The sequence below is a fragment of the Rhizobium vallis genome, from assembly GCF_003985155.1.
GTDB classification, from domain to species: Bacteria; Pseudomonadota; Alphaproteobacteria; order Rhizobiales; family Rhizobiaceae; genus Rhizobium; species Rhizobium vallis.
The window spans coordinates 1-19,390 of sequence record NZ_ML133698.1 but is presented as its reverse complement, the minus strand read 5'-3'; the positions used below and the strand labels follow the sequence as shown (position 1 = coordinate 19,390).

The 19,390-nt window shown below is 59.8% G+C and carries 16 protein-coding genes; 4 read left to right on the top strand and 12 right to left on the bottom strand.

Translation table 11 applies throughout. The features are described 5' to 3' along the window. Window positions 1-4 precede the first annotated feature (4 nt). Window positions 5-1,270 (top strand): NADH-quinone oxidoreductase subunit NuoF, encoded by a 1,266-nt coding sequence (gene nuoF / locus EFQ99_RS28210; protein WP_126924454.1) that lies wholly within the window; start codon window positions 5-7, stop codon window positions 1,268-1,270. A 32-nt stretch (window positions 1,271-1,302) separates the two neighbouring features. Continuing rightward, complete coding sequence (nuoG, locus tag EFQ99_RS28205) at window positions 1,303-3,870, top strand: NADH-quinone oxidoreductase subunit NuoG (protein ID WP_126924453.1); 2,568 nt, start codon at window positions 1,303-1,305, stop codon at window positions 3,868-3,870. Window positions 3,871-4,054: 184 nt separating this feature from the next. On the opposite strand, the gene EFQ99_RS28200 is transcribed toward nuoG, so the two are convergent. Genes EFQ99_RS28200 through nuoH form a run of 3 tightly spaced genes read right to left on the bottom strand, consistent with a single transcriptional unit; the run spans window position 4,055 to window position 6,119 of the window. Further along, window positions 4,055-4,495: a CBS domain-containing protein gene (locus EFQ99_RS28200; protein WP_126924452.1), complete on the bottom strand. Its 441-nt coding sequence runs from the start codon at window positions 4,493-4,495 to the stop codon at window positions 4,055-4,057. A gap of 45 nt (window positions 4,496-4,540) precedes the next feature. Further along, window positions 4,541-5,107 (bottom strand): NADH-quinone oxidoreductase subunit I, encoded by a 567-nt coding sequence (locus EFQ99_RS28195; RefSeq protein ID WP_126924451.1) that lies wholly within the window; start codon window positions 5,105-5,107, stop codon window positions 4,541-4,543. A gap of 10 nt (window positions 5,108-5,117) precedes the next feature. Beyond that, complete coding sequence (gene nuoH / locus EFQ99_RS28190) at window positions 5,118-6,119, bottom strand: NADH-quinone oxidoreductase subunit NuoH (RefSeq protein ID WP_126924613.1); 1,002 nt, start codon at window positions 6,117-6,119, stop codon at window positions 5,118-5,120. Between the two features lie 428 nt (window positions 6,120-6,547). On the opposite strand from nuoH, the gene EFQ99_RS28185 reads away from it, so the two are divergent. Beyond that, a complete protein-coding gene (locus tag EFQ99_RS28185; protein ID WP_425376292.1) occupies window positions 6,548-8,692 on the top strand; it encodes a TonB-dependent receptor in 2,145 nt (714 codons plus the stop codon). Between the two features lie 30 nt (window positions 8,693-8,722). Here the strand turns inward: EFQ99_RS28185 and EFQ99_RS28180 are convergent, their stop codons facing one another. The 9 genes from EFQ99_RS28180 to EFQ99_RS28140 are packed head-to-tail and all read right to left on the bottom strand — an operon-like array spanning window position 8,723 to window position 18,740. Continuing rightward, window positions 8,723-9,475, bottom strand: coding sequence for an ABC transporter ATP-binding protein (locus EFQ99_RS28180; RefSeq protein WP_126924450.1), 753 nt, complete (start codon window positions 9,473-9,475; stop codon window positions 8,723-8,725). Continuing rightward, window positions 9,469-10,536, bottom strand: a complete 1,068-nt coding sequence (locus EFQ99_RS28175) for a FecCD family ABC transporter permease (RefSeq protein ID WP_208722824.1) — start codon at window positions 10,534-10,536, stop codon at window positions 9,469-9,471. The genes EFQ99_RS28180 and EFQ99_RS28175 overlap by 7 nt, the downstream gene beginning before the upstream one ends. Beyond that, window positions 10,533-11,693 carry an ABC transporter substrate-binding protein gene (locus tag EFQ99_RS28170; protein WP_126924449.1) on the bottom strand — a complete coding sequence of 387 codons (1,161 nt, stop codon included), beginning with the start codon at window positions 11,691-11,693 and terminating at the stop codon, window positions 10,533-10,535. Before EFQ99_RS28170 ends, EFQ99_RS28175 begins: the two co-directional genes overlap by 4 nt. Beyond that, on the bottom strand, window positions 11,690-12,922 hold the full coding sequence (locus EFQ99_RS28165) for an MFS transporter (protein ID WP_126924448.1): 1,233 nt from the start codon (window positions 12,920-12,922) through the stop codon (window positions 11,690-11,692). The genes EFQ99_RS28170 and EFQ99_RS28165 overlap by 4 nt, the downstream gene beginning before the upstream one ends. After that, complete coding sequence (locus EFQ99_RS28160; RefSeq protein WP_126924447.1) at window positions 12,919-14,799, bottom strand: IucA/IucC family protein; 1,881 nt, start codon at window positions 14,797-14,799, stop codon at window positions 12,919-12,921. The genes EFQ99_RS28165 and EFQ99_RS28160 overlap by 4 nt, the downstream gene beginning before the upstream one ends. Beyond that, entirely contained in the window at window positions 14,796-15,938 is a 1,143-nt protein-coding gene (locus tag EFQ99_RS28155) for an NAD/NADP octopine/nopaline dehydrogenase family protein (RefSeq protein WP_126924446.1), read from the bottom strand. Before EFQ99_RS28155 ends, EFQ99_RS28160 begins: the two co-directional genes overlap by 4 nt. Continuing rightward, window positions 15,935-16,945 (bottom strand): cysteine synthase family protein, encoded by a 1,011-nt coding sequence (locus EFQ99_RS28150; RefSeq protein ID WP_126924445.1) that lies wholly within the window; start codon window positions 16,943-16,945, stop codon window positions 15,935-15,937. The genes EFQ99_RS28155 and EFQ99_RS28150 overlap by 4 nt, the downstream gene beginning before the upstream one ends. An 11-nt stretch (window positions 16,946-16,956) precedes the next feature. After that, window positions 16,957-18,321: a Y4yA family PLP-dependent enzyme gene (locus EFQ99_RS28145; protein WP_126924444.1), complete on the bottom strand. Its 1,365-nt coding sequence runs from the start codon at window positions 18,319-18,321 to the stop codon at window positions 16,957-16,959. Further along, window positions 18,318-18,740 carry a ParB N-terminal domain-containing protein gene (locus tag EFQ99_RS28140; RefSeq protein ID WP_126924610.1) on the bottom strand — a complete coding sequence of 141 codons (423 nt, stop codon included), beginning with the start codon at window positions 18,738-18,740 and terminating at the stop codon, window positions 18,318-18,320. The genes EFQ99_RS28145 and EFQ99_RS28140 overlap by 4 nt, the downstream gene beginning before the upstream one ends. A 441-nt stretch (window positions 18,741-19,181) precedes the next feature. Between EFQ99_RS28140 and EFQ99_RS35190 the strand changes: the two genes are divergently transcribed. Next, window positions 19,182-19,337 carry a hypothetical protein gene (locus tag EFQ99_RS35190; protein ID WP_164736454.1) on the top strand — a complete coding sequence of 52 codons (156 nt, stop codon included), beginning with the start codon at window positions 19,182-19,184 and terminating at the stop codon, window positions 19,335-19,337. The last annotated feature ends 53 nt before the right edge of the window (window positions 19,338-19,390 follow it).

Here is a 19,390-nt window from a genome sequence, read left to right as displayed (position 1 = left end):
CGCCATGTTCGAGCGGACCCTTCTCAAAAATGTCGATGTGGCGGACGGTCATTTGATGTCGACTTACGAGGCTGGCGGCGGCTACCAGGCGCTGGCGAAGGCGCTGCGCGAGTACGCGCCTGATGAGGTTATCGACCTCGTCAAACGCTCCAACCTGCGCGGTCGCGGCGGTGCCGGATTCCCAACGGGCATGAAATGGGGTTTCGTGCCGAAGCGCACGGGCAAGCCGACATATCTGTGCTGCAACGCCGATGAGGGCGAGCCGGGCACGTTCAAGGACCGGATCATCATGGAGCGCGACCCACATCAATTGGTCGAGGGGCTGGCGGTCAGTGCATACGCGATTGGGGCCGAAACCGCCTATGTCTACATTCGCGGAGAATATGTGACGGCGATCCGTCGTCTGCAGCAGGCGATCGCCGAGGCCTACGCAAAGGGCTATCTCGGAAAGCGCATTCTGGGCTCGGATTTCAATTTCGCCGTACACATTCACTGCGGCGCCGGCGCCTATATCTGCGGCGAGGAGACTGCGATGCTCGAGTCGCTTGAGGGCAAGCGGGCGCAGCCGCGATTGAAGCCACCATTTCCGGCCGTGGCCGGGCTCTACGCCAGCCCGACAGTGATCAACAATGTCGAGACGCTCGCTTGCGTGCCGCATATCATTGTGCGGGGGTCGGACTGGTTTCGGGGCATCGGCCCGGACAAGAGCCCCGGCCCGAAGCTCTACTGCCTCAGCGGGCAGGTGCGCAAACCCGGCCTCTATGAGTTGCCGATGGGCATACCGCTGCGCGAACTGGTCGAGAACCATGCCGGCGGCGCGCTGTCGGGACGCAGAATCAAGGCGGTGATCCCGGGCGGGGTCTCGGCGCCTGTTATACCGGAGCACGGGCTCGAGGTGAGGATGGATTTCGACTCGCTGGCTGCCGCCGGCTCGATGCTCGGTTCGGCTGGCGTTATCGTGATCGACGACACGACCTGCATGGTCAAGGTCGCCACCCGGATCATCGAGTTCTTCCACCATGAGTCCTGCGGCAAGTGCACGCCATGCCGGGAAGGATTGAACTGGGTCGTCAAGGTCCTGCGCCGGATCGAGGCCGGCGAAGGTGCGCCCAGTGATCTGGAGCAGCTGGACATGCTCTGCAAAGGCATTTTCGGCAATACGTTTTGTGCCTTGGGTGACGGGGCGGCGATGGGGTTGCGAGCGGCACTCGCGCATTTTCGCGATGAGTTCGTTGCCCATATCGAGGAGCGCAGGTGCCCCTTTCACTGAAGGCGTGCGCTACGACAGGACTGCGAGGAAGTATGGTTAGCATTACGATCGATGGACAAACGCTGGAGGTTGAGGCTGGCTCGACAGTGCTGCAGGCCGCCCGACGGTTGGGCATCGATATCCCGACCTTCTGCTATCTGAAGCGCCTGCCGGCGCTGGCCTCCTGCCGGATGTGCCTGGTGGAGATCGAGGGGCTGCGGCGGCTGCAGCCGTCCTGCGCCACCGCCGTCACCGAGGGTATGGTGGTGCGGGCGAACACACCTCTGATCGAGGAAACGCGCTCTTCCATGCTCGATATGCTGCTCGCCAACCACCCCCTCGACTGTCCGATCTGCGACAAGGGCGGCGAATGCGAGCTTCAGAACATGGTGATGGCCTACGGGCCCCGCGAGAGCCGATTCCGCGATGACAAGCGTGTGTTCCACTCCGAAGACATCCGTCTGAGCCCGGTCATCATCATGAACGTCAACCGCTGCATCCAGTGCCAGCGCTGTGTCCGGATGTGTGAGGAGGTCGTCGGCGCAGTCGCCCTCGGCACAATCGAAAAAGGAATGGATACCGCCGTCACCGGCTTCGAGGGCAGTCTCGCGGGTTGTGACCAATGCGGCAATTGCGTCGAGGTCTGCCCGGTCGGCGCGCTGATGAGCTTCCCCTATCGCTACAAGGCGCGGCCCTGGGATCTCACCGAGACCGACACGATCTGCCCGCATTGTGGCACTGGTTGCCAGCTGACGGTCGGCACACGCAAGGGCGAGTTCATGCGGGTGCGCTCGAAGTGGGACGAGGGTGTCAACCGCGAAACGCTCTGCGTTCGGGGACGCTTCGGCCTCGATTTCGTCGCGAGCCGGGACCGGATCAAGCGACCGATGATCCGTCGTGATGGCGCCCTGGTTCCGGTTTCCTGGGATGAGGCTGGGGACTATCTGCGCCGGCGGCTATCGGCCGTCGAGGGCAAGGCTGCCGGCGGACTGGCCTCGCCTCGCCTCCCCAACGAGATGCTCTATCAGTTTCAGAAGCTGATGCGGACGGCATTCCGCAGCAACAACATTGATTGCTCGTCACGCTGGTCCACGCCCTTCGATACGCTCGGCCCGCTGCTGGCAGCCTTCAACAGCCGCGCACCGCTGGACGAAGTGATCGGCAACGACTGCGTGCTCGTCATCGGCGGCAACGTCACCGAGGGGAACCCGGTCACCGAATACCTGCTGCGGGATAGCGTGCGGCGGCGACAGACCGGATTGCTCATGCTCTCGGCGCGGCCATCCCGTCTGGACGCCGATGCCCGGGTGGTGGTTCGCGTGCTGCCGGGCGGAGAAGCGGCGAGCCTTGCGGCGGTGGTGGCCGGTCTCGCAGCGACAGTCGGTCAGGCCTTGCCGGGCGATGTTCTTGCGGGCATTGACGCGACAATCGGCAAGCCGGCGGCGGAAACCGGCATTGACGGACCGGATCGTCTGGCAGCCGAGCTCACGGAAGGCCGCAGCGTCACGGTGCTTGTCAGCGTCGACCTCCTGAGATCACCCGAAGCGCGCGCGACGCTGCAGCAGATCAATAACCTGCTGCAGGTTCTGCGCCTGCTCGGCAAGGGCCCGGCGATGCAGTTCCTCTTCGACCGTGCCAACCAGATGGGCGCCTGGGACATGGGAGTTCTGCCGGCAGCTCTGCCTGGGCTGCGGGCGGTCGCCGACGATGTGGCGCGCACAACTCTTGCGCGGACCTGGGGCGCCGAAATCCCGTCCGAACCCGGCGCGGATCTCGACGCCATTCTGGAGCTCTGCGTCGGCGGGCGGATGGGCGCTCTCTACATCGTCGGAACCGACCCCCTGATCGCCTATCCCGACAGGGATTTCGTGACGCGGGCGCTTAGCGCCGCCGATCTCCTGATCGTGCAGGACGCCTTCCTCACGGATACGGCGGGCCTTGCCGAGGTCGTCCTGCCCGCGGCAGGTTACGGCGAGGAAACCGGCACGTTCACCAACAACGAGGGCCGGACCCAGAAGGTCCGCAAATTCCGCGAACCCGCCTTCGAGGCGCGGGGCAATCTGGCGATCTTCGACTTCGTCGCGGCGCTTCGCAACCAGGCACTGCGGCCGTCGACGCAAGGCGAAATTTTCGACGAGATTGCACGGCTGGTTCCGGCCTATCAGGGATTGACTGAGGACGCGCTTGGCGCCGACGGCGCATTCACCAAGGCGGTGCCGACGCCACCTGTGGCCAGGTTCTTTGCGCCGCCGCCCGTCCCGACAGCAGGAGACCGGCTCATGCTGATCACCGGCGACTGCCTGTTCCACAACGGATATCTTTCCGAACGGTCGGACATCCTGAACACGGTCGCCAATGATCCCTATGTCGCGATGAGCGCAGAGGATACCGCACAGCTTGGCCTGTCGGATGGCGATCAGGTCATTGTGCGTTCCGCCCAGGGAGAACTGACGGCGCAACTCAAGGTCGACAAGCGGTTTCCCAAAGGCCTCGTCTTCGTTCCGGAAAACTATAGAGCCTTGCGTCTCAACGGCCTGATGCGGCGGGGCGAATACCCATGCCCGGTGGAGGTCCAGAAGGTGCATGCCACTGTTGAGGTCGACCGCACGAGCCGGATCTAAAGCATGTCGCACAAAAGTGTGCAGCGGTTTTGCGGCAACGACATGCGTAAAAACAAAGAGCTAAAGCGCAAGGAGCGAATCTGAAAGATCGCGACGCGCTTTAGCGTGGGGTCTGAAGATTGGGGTCGGGCGCCGCCCTCGGCAAGCCGCCCTGCCCCAGCGTCTTCACATCAAGCTGGCGACGTCAGTGATACCTGGTCCCGCAGATGTAATCCTGCAGATCCTGCTCTGTGCGCTGCGCTTCGTCGAGCCTGTGCTTAACCACGTCGCCGATACTGACCACGCCGACAACGTCGCCTTCATCCATGACCAGCACATGACGTGTCCGTCGCTGGGTCATGATCCCCATCACGACGGGTAGCAAATCCCGTGTCGAACAGGTCGCCACATTGCGGTTCATGACATCTGCGACCCGCATCATCGCCGCCTCGGCCCCGTATTCCGCCACCGCATTGCAGCAATCCCGCTCCGATAGCGAACCCAGGTATTCGTCGTTCGATTGGCTGACGACGACGAAGCCGATATTGTTATCGCGAAACAGCCGCAAGACCTCCACCATCGTCTGATCGGGAGCGACCGCGATGACACCGACACCTTTGTTCTTCATGATTTCGCCGACAAGCATCTGAGCCTCCTGTCTGCGCGCTCCGGCTCGACGGATGGCGCGCGTTCACGTTCGCCGGATATTCCGCCACCAGTTGTAGCCCTTCGTCTCTCTCGTCTCGACGAGCACGTCCTTTTTTGTATTCAGGCGCGCGGCAACCACGCCGCCGCCGGTTGCCGCCTTGCCCGGCTTGGCGAGCAGGTCGTCGCGCCCGATCACCAGGTCACGCGAGGAAAAACTCGAAAATTCGTATTGCTGGCCAAGCGCGATTGCATCCGCTGGGCAGGCGTCCTCGCACAGCCCACAGAACAGGCAGCGAGCCGTGTCGATCTCGAATTTAGCCGGGTGCCGGTTCCCCTTCTCGTCCTCGTAGGGGACGACTTCGATGCAGTCGCAGGGACAAATCCGCGCGCAGAGTTCGCAGGCCACGCACTTGATCTCGCCCTCTTCATCACGCGTCAGGAAGTGATGCCCGCGATAGCGTGAGTAGGGTAGCCATTTTTCCTTGTCCGGATATTGCATGGTGACGGTTTTGGAGAACACGTAGCCGAAGGTCAGAGCCAACGCACTCGCCAGATCGGCGAAGAATGCCCAGCCAATCCATGTTCCAACTCTGTCCTGCGCGCGCGACATCGCCGCCTCGCTACGGAGCCGCTACGGCCCCTAAAAGTACACCGGTTATAATTATGTTCGCCATCGACAGAGGAAGCAAGACTTTCCATCCGATCGCCATCAGTTGATCGTAGCGGTAGCGGGGGAAAGTGAAGCGGAACCAGATAAACACATAAACGAAGAACGCGACCTTGAGCACAAACCAGAGGAGTGGTGGCAAGGGGATCAGGACACCGTTCCAGCCGCCGAAAAACAGGATCACCACAAGGACCGACACCAGCAACACGATGGCGTATTCGCTGACCATGAAAAACGCGAAGCGGATGCCGCTGTATTCGGTATGAAAGCCGGCCCCCAGATCGCCTTCCGCTTCCGAAAGATCGAAGGGAATACGCTGCGCTTCGGCCAATCCGGCGACGAAGAACACGAAGAAGCCGACCGGTTGGTAGACGATGTTCCAGACATCGGATTGGGCCCGCACGATGTCGAGCAGGCTCATGGATTGCGCCAACATGACCACCCCGATCACCGCGAATCCCATCGGAATCTCGTAGCTGATCATCTGCGCACAGGTCCTGAGGCTGCCGAGAACCGCGTATTTGCTGTTAGCGGCCCAGCCACCAAAGATGACGCCATAGACCTCGATCCCGATCACCGCAAAGACGAAGAGTAGCGCCACATTCATGTTGGAGACGTGGAGGGTGATCTCGGTGCCGAGGACCGAGATGCTTTCGCCGAAGGGGATCGCGACGAACACCACAAAGGGCGGGGCGAGCGCCAGGATTGGCGCCAGTTTGAACAGGAAGCGATCGGCCTCGGCCGGGATGTGGTCTTCTTTGGTTAAGAGCTTTATGCCGTCCGCCATCGGCTGCAGCAGCCCGTGCCACCCAACACGCATCGGCCCCATCCGTTGCTGGATGTGCCCGGCGACCTTGCGTTCCAGCCAGGTTAGCGGCAACGGCAGCAGCAGAAGGATCGCAATCAGAAACGCGACCTTGAAGACAATCAGGCCAAGGGCGACGATAAGCTCCATGATCCGCGGCCACTTATTCATCGGGTTGAAACGTGCGACCGGACTATGGCTCCAGCTATAGACCTGGCACTGTGCGCAACCGTCAGGCTGCATGGTACAACGGCGACGCACCTCATACAATGCCATCACAGTTATGTCGTCGCTGGCTATGATGTGTCGCCCGGGCGTCCTGACAATTGTGCCGACCTTGAGATCGTTCAGCAGCACCTCAAGCGATGAGATTGATCTTGGATCGAGATACGCCTCAGGCATCGGCATCACCATCGGGGCTGGCGACGAAGGCCGGCAAATCATAGGGACGATTTCACTGTGGCTTCAAGCACATATGCAACCCATAAATCTTGACATTTTTTATCATGTTATTTAGCGGTTTCGTGCTGATGATCGCGGCTCACGGGATCATGCGACGACTGATTAGGGGATTTTGTATGAAGTTTATGTTGGGGTGCACCGTCGTAGCGACCGCTGTGGCAAACGGTGCCGCGTACGGGCAGAGTGCCACCGAATTGGCACCAATAGTGATTACGGCGACGAAAGACGCCACTTCCACGATCGGGACCCTACCGGAAGAATATGCAGGCGGTCAGATCGCCAAAGGCGCACGCCTGGGGGCTCTGGGAAACCGGGATTTCATGGACACCCCTTTCAATGTGACCGGGTATACGTCCCAGAAAATCGAAGACCAGGGTGCCCAGACTGTGGGCGAGGTGATGGACAACGATCCGTCCGTCAGAAATACCCACTCGTCAGGGGGGATGTTGGACTCGTTCTACATCAGAGGTTTTCCGGTCGGCGAAGGAAACGCCGGCGAAATCGCATTTGATGGGATTTATGGGATCGCCCCGACCTACCGGGTCTTCACCGAATATGCAGAGCGTGTCGAGGTGCTAAAAGGTCCGACAGCTTTCCTTTATGGGATCTCTCCAAACAGCGCCGTCGGCGGCACGATCAACATCGTTCCGAAGCGCGCGCTCGATGAGGATTTGACGCGGCTGACGACAGATTACGCTTCCGACTTTCAGGGCGGTGTTCATGTCGACGTGTCGCGGCGGTTCGGCGACGAACGGCAATTTGGCATTCGTCTTAACGGCAGTGCCCACGGTGGTGACACGCCGATTGATGATCAGACACGGGACTTTTACGTTGGAGCCTTGGCTCTTGATTATCAGGGGGAAAACCTTCGAGCCACACTCGACGTGATCGGACAGCGCGAAACTTTCGACGCGCCGCAGCGTCCCTTCTTTCAAACCACCGGTTTGATCGTGCCGAGCGCACCCGACGGATCGCTCAATGTTCAGGAGCCGTGGGAGTGGTCGAAGAGCGCGGACCGCTCGGTCTTGGGCAGGGTCGAATATGATCTGACCGACGACATCACCTGGTTTGGCGCCGTGGGTGGCGGCAATTCTCACGTGCATCGCCTTTTTGGTCTGCCCACCATCCTGAACTCGGCCGGCGACGTCAGCATCACGCCACAGAATGCGGTGTTCGACGTCGACAGGCTTACGGCAGAAACGGGCATCCGCACCAAGTTTGACACGGGGCCGATCTCCCACACACTGACCCTGCAGGCGAGCTATCTCCACCAGAGCCTCGATCGTGCAATCGTTTCAGGCACTGCCCAGCGGAGCAATATGTACGACCCTGTCCGTCGTATCGAGCAGTTCGTCGCCAATCCCAGTTCAGTACCGAAGGTCTCGGAAGCCAGGCTGTCCGGCGTCGGCCTGTCGGACACCTTGTCGATGCTCGACGAGCGCGTGCAGCTCACTCTTGGCGGTCGCTTTCAGCAGATCGACTCGAAGAACTTCAATGCAACGACAGGTGCTGTCTCGTCGTCTTCGGATGAGGACGCCGTGACGCCCCTCGTTGGCCTCGTCGTCCGCCCCTGGGACGAGGTTTCCTTCTATGCCAACTACGCGCAGGGCCTGAGCATAGGCGATACTGCTCCGACGACAGCCATCAATGCGGGCGAAACGCTCGCTCCGTACAAGACGACCCAATACGAGATCGGCACCAAGATCGACCTCGGACAGATTGCGATGACCGTCAGCGCATTCCAGATCGAGAAACCCTTCGGCCAGTTGGAGCCAAGCGGCAGCGGGCAGATCTTCACCGCTGGCGGGGAACAGCGCAATCGCGGCGTTGAGTTCAACGTGTTTGGCGAAGTCACGGACGATCTGCGCGTGCTTGGCGGCGTGGTGCTGATGGATGGCGAACTGACGAATACCTCGAGCGCTGCGACCCGCGGCAAGCGCCCGATCGGCGTACCGAAGATCCAGGCGAACATCGGAGCGGAATGGGACACGTCTTTCCTCGAAGGCCTGACGCTGACGGCCAATGTCATTCACACCGGCGAGCAATATATCAATACGACGAACACGTTGAAGATCCCTTCCTGGACGCGGCTTGATCTGGGCGCACGCTACAAGACGGAGATCGAACAGAGGCCCGTCACCTTCCGGGCCTCCGTCGAAAACGTCCTCGACAAGGATTACTGGTCTGGGGTCGCAAGCTTCAGCACCATCGCCCAGGGTGCGCCGCGCACCTTCAAGGTATCGATAACCACAGACTTCTGAGGTTGTCAGCACCGTCCGTTAAGGCAAGCCTCACACTGCATCATCGACGATCAGGTGAAGCTTGCCTTGAGAACATGTCTCGAGACGGCTTTTCACACGAAATGCCGTCTCGAGATTTCCAGGCGTCAGCACGTCGGCAACCGGGCCGAAAGCATGCAGCGTTCCATGCGCAAGAATGGCGATCTTGTCGGCAAACTTCATCGCCAGATTGAGATCATGCACCGCGATGATGACGAGCAGTCCCTTTTCCTTCGCCAGCGACCTGACATGCCTCATGACGTCGAACTGACGATGAAGATCAAGGGCACTCGTCGGCTCGTCGAGAAGCAGCACGGTCGGCGTGCGGACAACGCATTGCGCAAGCGCGACGAGCTGGCGCTGACCGCCGCTCAACTCCGAAACATATTCGGACGCGAGATTTGCGATTTGCAAGGCGGCCAATGCTCGCTCGACCTCATGGAGATCTGTATCAGCCAGCTTCCAGCCACTGGTCTGCTTGCGCGCCAAAAGCACGGCTTCGAAGACGGTCAAAGCAGCTCCGGTCACCTGATCCTGCGGCATGTAAGCTATCGCCGTTTCGCGATCGTCCACGCCCGTCAGCCGACATTCGCCGGGACCGGGAAGGATGCCGGCTATACGACGCAGAAGCGTTGACTTGCCGGCCGCGTTGGCTCCGATCAGCGCGATGATTTCTCCGCCGTGGCATGGAGGCAATGATACGTCGCTGAGGACAGGTCGCGCGCCGTAAATCGCCCCCAGGGCTTCAGTGCTCAGGACTACCACGTTTCCCGCCCTCCCTTCAGGATAAGATAAAAGAAGACCGGCAGGCCTATGACGGCGGTGATGACCCCGATCGGTAACACCGCGCCCGGCACGAGAACTTTCGCCACCGTGGAACTGGATGACATGATCAGGGCTCCGATCATGGCGCTGGCCGGAAGCAGGTGCCGCTGATCCTCACCGACAAGCATGCGCGCGATGTGTGGCGCCACAAGTCCGACAAAGCCGATCGTTCCGACGAATGCTACCGGGATGGACGACAGGAGCGATATGAGCACCAGCGTTTCCAGCCGAAGGCGACGAACCGGGATTCCGAAAGATGCTGCCCGAGCCTCTCCGAGCCGAAGTGCTGTCAACTGCCAGCGTCGATAGACGAAGATGGGAATGGTCAGAACCAGGACGGCGACTGTCACGGCAAGCTTCGGCCAGGTTGCCTTGGTCAAGCTGCCCATCGTCCAGAACACGATGGCAGCAACAGCCTGATCGTTGGCAAAATACTGGACCATCGCCAAGGCGGTATTGAAGCTGAACACCAGCGCGATACCAAGCAACACGATCGTTTGGACCGAGCTTCCCCGCCGCAATCCCACGGAATGGATGATGAGGGCGGATCCAAGCGCCATGATAAAAGCATTGACCGCAACGATATAATCGCCGGCGACCGGAATGAAGGACAGGCCGAATGCGAGAGCCAAGGCCGCGCCGAAGCTTGCTGCCGACGAAATCCCAAGAGTGAACGGGCTCGCGAGCGGATTGTTGAGCACCGTCTGCATCTGAACGCCGGCGGTCGCCAGCGCCATCCCGACGACAACAGCCATAAGGGCTGACGGCATCCGGATGGACCAGATCACGACGCGCATCTGGGCTTGCGCATCCGCAGGCATCAGCACGGTCTTCAACACATCGTCCAGTCCGTACCAGGCTGGACCGGTGGCAATATCGGCGAGGAACACAAGGACGACCGCTGCAATCAGCAGACAAAGCACAAGATGCTTTCTGAGACTTGCCAGGCGATAGCGGCCGACCGCATTAACATGGCCGATGACTGTCTGAGCCTCGGTCATTGTGCTTGGGCATCCAGGCTGACGGCGTAGCCGGGCTGATAGGCGATGGGCAGAAAGCGCTTGTGATATTCAGAAAACGTCTTGTCCGGGTCGAGATCGGCGAAGAGATCGGGGTGGAGCCACTTTGCAATCCATTGGACCGCGATAAATTCGTAGGGGCTGTTGTAAAACTGGTGCCAGATGGCGTGGAAATTACGCTTCGTCTGCGCCGTTGTCCCGGCATAGGCATCCCGCATCGTATACCACTCGAGCTTCTTCCTCGAGGCATCCAGATCTGCATTTGGGCCGACCGGAATCCAGTGGCCGCCAGACACGTAGGCCTGCCAATCGGCGCTGGTGACAATGACATGATCGGGATTGGAGACGACCACCTGTTCAGGGCTTAGCTGGCCGAATGTCGAAGGCAGAAAATCACTGCCAATATTGTGCCCGCCGGCCAGGTCGACATATTTGCCGAAATTCTCGGCGCCGAATGAAAGGCAGCAGTCCTCCGTGTATCCGCCGATGCGCTCGATGAAAACTTTCGGGCGGTCCGGCTTCGTCTTGGCAAGCACGTCCTCGACCCGAGCCATCGCCTGTTTGCGGAATGCGATCACGTCTGCGGCTCGCTCCTCGCGCCCCATGATCTTGCCGAGCAGCCGGATAGTCGGGTCCGTGTTCTGAAGCGGATAGTGCCTGAAATCGATATAGAGGACTGGTATATCAAGGGATGCGAGTTTCTCGATATACTGAGCGTCTTCATTCGCCTGCTTGGCTTCAAGGTTGAGGAGAACCACGTCGGGTTTCTTCACGATCGCGGATTCGATGTCGATCAGACTTCCTTCATTCCCCTTGAAAGTCGGCAATTTCGCGAGGTCGGGGAATTTGTCGAGATATTGCTTGTAGGTCGCGGGATCGGCTTCGATCAGATCGTTACGCCATGCGACGATGCGTTGCAGCGGATCCTCTCTGTCGAGTGATGCGACCAGGTAGAGTTGTCTGCCTTCTCCGAGCAGCATCCGGCGGACGGGCACCTTAACTTGCACATCCCGCCCGGCGATATCCTTGACGGTAACAGTCGTTTGCGGGATCGCGTCATTTTCGGCGCGAGCAGAAAGAGCAGTAAGCGGCGTCAACAACAGGATTATCGCAAACGCGTAGAGGCGAAGGCAGGTCACAGGGAATCTCCAACAGGTAGGCGCGAGCGTGCAAAGAACCACAGGCCGACAGCAGCAAAGAGGGATGCCGCGTAGAGCAGCGAGACGAGAGGGTAAACGCTTGTAAGTCCGAATATCTGGGTCGTGCCCGCTCCGATGGCTATCCCCGCCACGGATGCGATCTGCTGCCAGGACTGGGCAGTGCCCAATACCGAACCCTGACGACCATCGGCCGTGGCGGCTGACATGAGGGCCACGAGAATGGGTGTCGTTCCACCCAGCAGGCCACCCCAGAACAGATAGATCGCAGCAAAATATTCGACGGAGCGGGTCAGGCCGGCAAGAATGGTAAGCAATGCGCATCCACCGGCAATAGGGATCATCCAACCAAGGATGAAGCTTGCCGGACGGTCGTTGAAAAATTGCGCCCAGAGCGGAGCCGCCACGACGAAGCCGAGCGCCAGAAGGCCATAGCTGAAGCCGGTGACCCAGTGAGGAGCTCGAAAGACCTCAGCCATATAAAGCGCGAAAGGCACCTGCAAAACCATTCGGCTGGCAAGCATCATTCCCGTCAGTGCCAATAGGCCCCAGACAGGTGGCGTCGCTTGCCCCCTGAATGCTTGATTTTGGCGAGCCTGGCTTCGACCGGCTCCGCTCGTTTCTGCCGCAGGCCGAGGCAGGATCACCCAGGCAGCGACGGCGCAGACAGCGCAGATGGAACCGGCCGTCAGGTTGATCGTCGTGAAGGACGATGCGTCGAGGATGAGACCGCCGAGAAATGCGCCACCGAGTGAACCGACATTGGTCGCCACCTGAAGCCAGGTCAGAAGCACCCCTCGGTTACGGCCGCCGGTGACCTGGATGCCATAGGCCTGGGCCGGCGCGATATAGCCAGCGCAACACCCCTGCAGAAACCGCAGGAGCAGGATCAGCCAGACGTCCTCAGCGAAGGAAACGAGGATCTGGGTGACCGCAAGCCCGGCAAGCGCTCTGACCATCATCAGGCGGTTGCCGTACCGGTCACCCATCCTTCCCCACAGGGCGCTGGTGAGAGAGACGCCGACCATTGGGAACACATAGACCCCGATTCCAGCCAATGCGAAGATTCCGCCGGAAGACGATAATTCCTCGATGCGCAGTGGCCAGAATGGACCGCTCATCTCCATGGCTCCCATGGAGATGAACTGCAGGCCGAAGAGGATAGCGAAGACCGGCCCGAAGCCTCGGATAACCGCAATAGTCCCGGTCATGGCGTCTCTATCAGCGGGTTTGGCAGTTGATGCTCCAGACGATAGTCGCGATATCGCTCGAGATGCATGCGCAAGACGGAACGGGTCGGCCAAGGGCGATTAAGAAACGCCTCCCGCTCTTCCAGCCAGAATTCTTCGGACAGCATGCGGGGTCGAACCCGGTCAAACGCTTCTTCGGTCTTCTGCCTCAGGATCGACCATGCTTCGCTGAGCCCGAAATGTTCGTTCAGGCAAAGCGCCACTTCATGAAGATGGCAGACGAAGCAGGCATCGATGACGAACGACCGAACAAGAGCGATGTCGTCATTGAAGGTGGTCGGCAAGATGCCGGCGCGGCTGAACGGCTTCAGCGAATATCCTCGCGCCTCGAACAAGGGGGCGAAGCTGCGGCCATCACCGAAGTCGCGAATGAGCAATCGCTGCGGGCGCCCTGACGGATCGAAGAGTACGGTACTGTTCTGCTGGTGGGCTTCAAAGGCGATGCCGTATGAAAGATACATGGCGATCGTTGGCCTGAGAACGACCTCGGCATAATTGCGAAAGAACTCTGCGGCGGCTGCCCGATCATCGCCCATGCGCGCGATCAGTTCGCAGATCAGCGGCCGGCCGTCGACGGGACTTGCGGCAAGCAAGGCGGCCACGGTGACGGGCATCAGACCGTCCTTGCGTGCGATCCCGTCGGCCTCGCGATAGACGACGGAGAGGAAACGGCCGGGATGTTCGTCGCCTGTTTCGGGATGGCGGAGGATCGCCCCCAGCTCTTCGCGGAAGAACTCCAGTTCGCCTCCAATGGTTTCGTCGGCTGCGAGAATATCGGAAATCAAGGTGCTGAGCCTCGGGCCCATGTGAATGGACTTCGCCTGCAAGGTCCGCATTTCGCTCGTCATCCAGACGGCGACCGGCAATTTGACAAACGGCCTTGCTTCTTCCAGGTCCGGCAGCATCGTGCGAAAGGACATGGAGGGGATCGTGGCAATCTCCGGTCCATCGATCAGAAGCACACCGGAAGCGATCTCGTCAGCAAATTCCCGGCGGACAAAATGATCCAGGTGCCAGGCATGAATCGGCAAGGGCAGCCAGTCCGCAGGCGTTTGCCCCCTTTCCGTCAATGCCTTGACCCAGGCGTCCCAGAGCTCGGGGTAATTGTCGTGGAACCAGCCGTTGTAGCTGTCGACATGGGGCATCGTCTCCACATAGGCCCAATCCTGCCGCAGCGCAGCTATGCGCAGATTGACGCGCGCGCCGAATTCCGGCGACAAGGCCTCGACCTCCTGTGCCGTGAGGCCGGGCTTCGACTTCCAGGTCGGGTAAAATGGATGTCCCTCCAAGGAGCCCCACTGGTCCAGCATCATGGCTGCCTGATGTACAGGACGCGTATGCTGAAGATGGGAAATGAGGCCGGTGCCGCCGCCAGCCACTATTTCCCGGCTCAGCGTTGCACTCCAGTCCCGGCGGTGACGACGGATCAGCGCGTCGTTCTGCATGCTGTTCTCGATATCGGCGAGCAGACGCGCAATCCCATCCGAGGCGGGTTCGACCGACCAGTCCGATGAGCTTTCGGCGACGAGATCGGCAGGCGCTTCCAGTCTTCGCCGCCTGCCCCTGTCATCGATGATCTCGATCGCCCCGCGATTCAACATCGTGTTCGCCGGCAAACGCCGCAAGTCTGCGAAATGGAGTACCTTTCTGGCAGACCATAATGGAAGCCATGCCTGTGTCCCGTCTGCGGACCAAAGCAAGGCGTCGGGATTGAGAATACGTTCGGCGAGGAGGCATCGCACAAGGCGCGCTAGGGCGTTGTGCCTTGCCTGCTGGTGAAGTTGCAGGTCGGGCGCATCTCTCCCCCCCGCGTGGGAATTGACGGTATTTTCATTCATCCGATTGCCTCCGCCCATTTCGAGGGAACAAAATTCAGAGGAGGTTGCGGCAGATTGCCGTGGTAGGCCCGCGCCCAATGATAAGTGGTTTCGATAGCAGGCACCGGCACATCCAGCCGCTTGGCCACCTCAAGGAGGAGGGCCTGACCGAAAGCAATATCTTCATGAAAGGCGCGGCTTTCCCGATCGATCACCAGACCCGGTCCATCCGGATTGGCAACGAGCGGCGCATGGATTCCGGCATAGGCGCTGTTGGTTCTCAGCAGGGAATACATCGTGCTGTCATCGCCGATCTGGTCGCCATAGGCCTCGATCAGCTCCTGCCGAAGTGGCTTTACGCTTGCCAGATCGACCTTGAGCCGCCTTTCGGCGGCGTGCTTGAGCGCCTGATTTTCGGCATCACACGCTTCCAGCATGTCCGCGCCGGCGCGCGGGCAATCGCTCCACCAGCAGATCGGCTCATCGAAGGGCTGTTCCTCCCATGGGGCACCGGGGCCAACCAGTCCGTAGAGGACCGCCGGATGCATCAATGCATTGCCTGGAGTCAGCGTAATCTCGAGATAGTCGTCGAGGATGCCGATCGGCGCTTCGTAGAGCCGGCCGAGCAAGTCCGACAACTCTTCCTTTGCGGCCGCCTCCTCGCGACGATGAAGCGCCGCATAGAGCTGAGCCTTTGCGCCGCCCATGCGCACTTCGCTGCCCGCAACGAGATTGTAGGCGGTGTGGGGAACGTCCTTCATCCCCCAGATCACAATATTATCGCGGCCACCAAACGCAGTCTCGGCAAGCCAGTCGAACCCGCAAAATCCCGGAATGGCTCCGACGAAGACCCGCTTATTCTCCGGCAGATGGGGACCTATCTGCCGCAACAGCGCTGGGCGTGCCTGGGCAGGCTGTGTCACAACGACCAGATCCGCATCGGCAAGCGCTGTGCGGGGATCGATGCCGACATGATCAATCCTCGCCGCCAAAACGCTGCCATCGGACGAATTCGCTCGCCAGACCTGCTCCCCGTTCGACCATTTCCCGGCAAGGTCTGCCGATGATGTCAGAACGGATACTTCCACGCCGTCGCGTTGTTTGAACAGGACGGCGTTCAGATGGCCGGTTCGCCCGGCCCCGCATATTGTGACCTTCATGCCGCGCGTGCCTGTCCGAAAAGCCACGCATCGAGCCGGGCGGCAATCGACGGGTCGAACAGGCCGCGCTTTGCCATCCAGTCGTCGTCGAAGACCGAACCGAGATATTTTTCCCCTCCGTCGGCTACGGTCGTCACGACGGTACCCTGCAACTTACCGGAAGCGATGAATTCGAGAGCCTTGTAGATCGCCCCGCCTGTCGAGCCGCCAACGAGCAGCGCCTTGCGACGCGCAATATAACGCGCAGTTTCGAATGCCTGCTGATCGGTAACCTGTACGCCCTCGTCAATGCAGCTATAGTCGAGGACCTTGCCGACTTCGTCGCCGGCCGGCGTGCCGGTTCCGGACTGGTAATAGGAATGTCCCGGTTGTCCGAACACGATGGAGCCCGCAGGCTCCACGGCGATCGTGCGGATCGTGGGCAAGTGCTGCTTGAGCCGCTGCGAAATGCCTGTCATCGACCCGCCGGTGCCGACGCATCCCACAAATGCATCGATGCCGCCAGGAAGTTGCTCCATCAGTTCATCAACATAGTCAGCATAACCTTCAGGATTAGCGGGATTGTCGGACTGGTTCATGAACATGGCGCCCGGCAGTTGCGCGCCGAGTTGCGCTGCCAGTCTCTGCCTGGCGACGACGGCAACTTCATCTTCCCTGAAGTCCCCTTCGACGTAGCGGATCTCGGCGCCGATCGCGCGCATCATGCGGATCTTGTCCGGCGCGGCATGATGATCCACGACGGCAATGAAATTCAACCCGAACTCAACTGCCGCCAGCGCCAGGCCGATACCGGTGTTTCCCGAGGACGATTCGACGATCGTGCCTCCCGGAGCAAGCCGGCCATCCTGCAAGGCCGCCACCACCATGCTGCGCGCCATGCGATCCTTCATGGAACCGCCAGGATTGTTCTTTTCTATCTTCAACACCAGTTTGGAATTTCGGCTCGGGACCTCGATCGACATGACCGGGGTGCGCCCAATCAATTGGGTCACGTTCGTAGGAAGCATGATGTTCTCTCCTAGTTATCGGGATAGATCGACAGTTCGCCGGCTGCGCTCTTTGTTACGCACAACCGTTTGGGCATCGGGTGCCGATGAAACTCATTTTCCAGGAGATCCATCTGATAGCCGCCTGTATTGGCCCAGACGAGAAGGTCTCCGACCTCGGGAGCATGGGGAAAGCCAAGCCAACGATTGCTTAGGACGTCTTCGTCAAGGCAGCTATGACCCGCAATGTAGGCCCGGAAGGCCTCACCGGCGGGAGCCCGGCCGTTCTGGCGTAGCAGGATGGGATCCACCATGAATTCGGAAGCAAACCAGGTCTCGCAGGCGCTGAAACTGCTGCCCTCGACGAAAATCACGCCATTTCCGCCTCCGAGATCCTTCACGCGGGTAATACGAAAAGCTGAAATCGCCGCCTGGTCCACAAGGGAGCGCCCCGGCTCCATCGCGAGCGTTAGCTGGTGCTGCTTGAGGTAATCCTCGATCGTCTGGCCCGATGAGAGCAAAGCACCCAAAAAGCAGCCAAGCCACGCCGCGGCCGATTGCGGACCGCCGTAGGGATAAAAGGAAGCCGGAACTTTGCCGGTCCGGTAATCATCGCCGCGTTGGCGCTGCAGATGTTCTTCCCATGCCGCCCTAGACACATATTGGACCGGCAATCCGCCGCCGATATCGATCATTGTCGGGGAAAGTCCGATTGCGCGTGCTTCCTCCACCAGCTTGGCAGCCTCTTCAAACGCAACCGCCCGATCCTGCCAGCGATATCCGCTCAAATGGAAATGTATGCCATCGAAGCGGAGACGATCATCGGCGGCGATGCGCGAAAGGCAGGCCCGCACCTTGTCGGCAGCCATGCCAAAACGGCTTTTCTCATGACCTTTCGGTTGCAATCGCAAGAGGACAGGCTGCTGGGCGCCATTTGCCGGCAGCCGCCTCGATATGTCGGTCAGTTCCTCTGGGCTATCCACCGACACAAGAGCCCCGATGCGGACGAGTTCGTCGTGAAATTGCGCCGTCTTTGCGGGACCGGTCGCCACAATATCGTCACCCCGAGCCCCAAGTTTCACAGCATCACGAAGCTCGTAAACGCTCGACACGTCGATGCCTGCGCCTGCCTCGAGGGCGGCCTGCATCAGGCCTGAGGATTTGTTGACTTTCGAACCATAATAGATCGCGTACACAACTCCCCGATCGTCGAGAACGTGGCGCATGGCTTCAACATTTGCCGTGAGCTCCGACGGAAGCACGAGGTGAAGCGGAGACCCGTGCTCTTGGATCCACTGGTGCAGGAGCGGCGCGCTCGCGGTTAGAATGTCAGCAGCAAGAGGAGAGAGAATCGGAGACAACTCCGCCCCCGTCATTGCGATGATGTGGGAAGTCATCCGGCAAGCCTCTCCGAACCATCAAGAGGCTCGTACCACTGTCTGAGATCATCGAGGCTCACATCGCACGCGGGGAGATCGTCCAAAAAAATGTGCCGGGTGGTTTTGATCGGAAATTTTCGGCGGCTGCGAGCCATGTCGTAAATGTCGGCCGGCGTGATCGTCTCACCGGCCCTCCAGGCTTCGACGCGTACGCTCCTGTAGTCGAGGAGAATGGTTGGAACGGCACGCAGCCCAAGCCGGAAAGCCACTTCCAAACGGTGATGGCCGTCCATCACGAAAAGCGCGTCCTTCTCCACCATGATCGGGACTGTCCAGCAGCCGGCGGTGGAAATGAGGCCATGAACTTCATCGACCCTGCATGCATCGGTCTCCTCGGTAGGAATCAACTTATGCGGGGACAGAATGTGAAATTCCATGGTTTCAGCCACCTTTCGTTGTCTTATTTGACTAAAATTGCCAAAAACTTGATTCTTGTACTCATGTTATATCGCACCCTTAACGCGATCATGACAATTCTGTCAACGAAGGGTTTTCACTCTGCCTGACGATTTTGCTGAGACCTGACCCGAGGGGTTCATGTCGCCACGGGATGGCATCGGCGCCCGCAGACGAATGCCAAAACCCGGTCACAATCAGTTTAGACATGCGCAATTGTGCCAAACGCGAGCGTCGGTGCTATTCGCTGTTCGTCGACCACCCAGACGATACGCGGCAAACTAGAATTATTTTCTCCAAATGCCTGTCTCATTTGGGACGGCCGGAATAGTCATCCTCATTTTCCGTTATAGTCTATAAAATTACTATACAAAGCCTATGCCGGGTTCGCCTGGACGCGCAGATGTTATCGGAGGATCGCAATGGCCAAGCAGGTGATCGAATATGCCGGCGTTCCGGTCCGCATCGTAATTCCAGACAAAGGCTTCCTGAAGTTCATCGCCTTGGCAAAGCATGGCGTAAAATCGCGTGTCCCCATGGAACTATTGCCCTCAGGCCAGCTTTCACAATTATCTTAGGGATGGAGCGAATTGACGGCACAATCCCAGAAGGCAGTAGCGCATCGAAGTGC

Coding starts and splice junctions, on each gene's coding strand:
- EFQ99_RS28200 (WP_126924452.1), bottom strand. CDS start 4,495: ATGCTTGTCGGCGAAATCATGAAGAACAAAGGTGTCGGTGTCATCGCG.
- EFQ99_RS28175 (WP_208722824.1), bottom strand. CDS start 10,536: ATGACCGAGGCTCAGACAGTCATCGGCCATGTTAATGCGGTCGGCCGC.
- nuoH (WP_126924613.1), bottom strand. CDS start 6,119: ATGGAGCTTATCGTCGCCCTTGGCCTGATTGTCTTCAAGGTCGCGTTT.
- EFQ99_RS28160 (WP_126924447.1), bottom strand. CDS start 14,799: ATGAATGAAAATACCGTCAATTCCCACGCGGGGGGGAGAGATGCGCCC.
- nuoF (WP_126924454.1), top strand. CDS start 5: ATGTTCGAGCGGACCCTTCTCAAAAATGTCGATGTGGCGGACGGTCAT.
- EFQ99_RS35190 (WP_164736454.1), top strand. CDS start 19,182: ATGGCCAAGCAGGTGATCGAATATGCCGGCGTTCCGGTCCGCATCGTA.
- EFQ99_RS28155 (WP_126924446.1), bottom strand. CDS start 15,938: ATGAAGGTCACAATATGCGGGGCCGGGCGAACCGGCCATCTGAACGCC.
- EFQ99_RS28145 (WP_126924444.1), bottom strand. CDS start 18,321: ATGACTTCCCACATCATCGCAATGACGGGGGCGGAGTTGTCTCCGATT.
- EFQ99_RS28195 (WP_126924451.1), bottom strand. CDS start 5,107: ATGTCGCGCGCGCAGGACAGAGTTGGAACATGGATTGGCTGGGCATTC.
- EFQ99_RS28185 (WP_425376292.1), top strand. CDS start 6,548: ATGAAGTTTATGTTGGGGTGCACCGTCGTAGCGACCGCTGTGGCAAAC.
- EFQ99_RS28140 (WP_126924610.1), bottom strand. CDS start 18,740: ATGGAATTTCACATTCTGTCCCCGCATAAGTTGATTCCTACCGAGGAG.
- EFQ99_RS28150 (WP_126924445.1), bottom strand. CDS start 16,945: ATGCTTCCTACGAACGTGACCCAATTGATTGGGCGCACCCCGGTCATG.
- nuoG (WP_126924453.1), top strand. CDS start 1,303: ATGGTTAGCATTACGATCGATGGACAAACGCTGGAGGTTGAGGCTGGC.
- EFQ99_RS28165 (WP_126924448.1), bottom strand. CDS start 12,922: ATGACCGGGACTATTGCGGTTATCCGAGGCTTCGGGCCGGTCTTCGCT.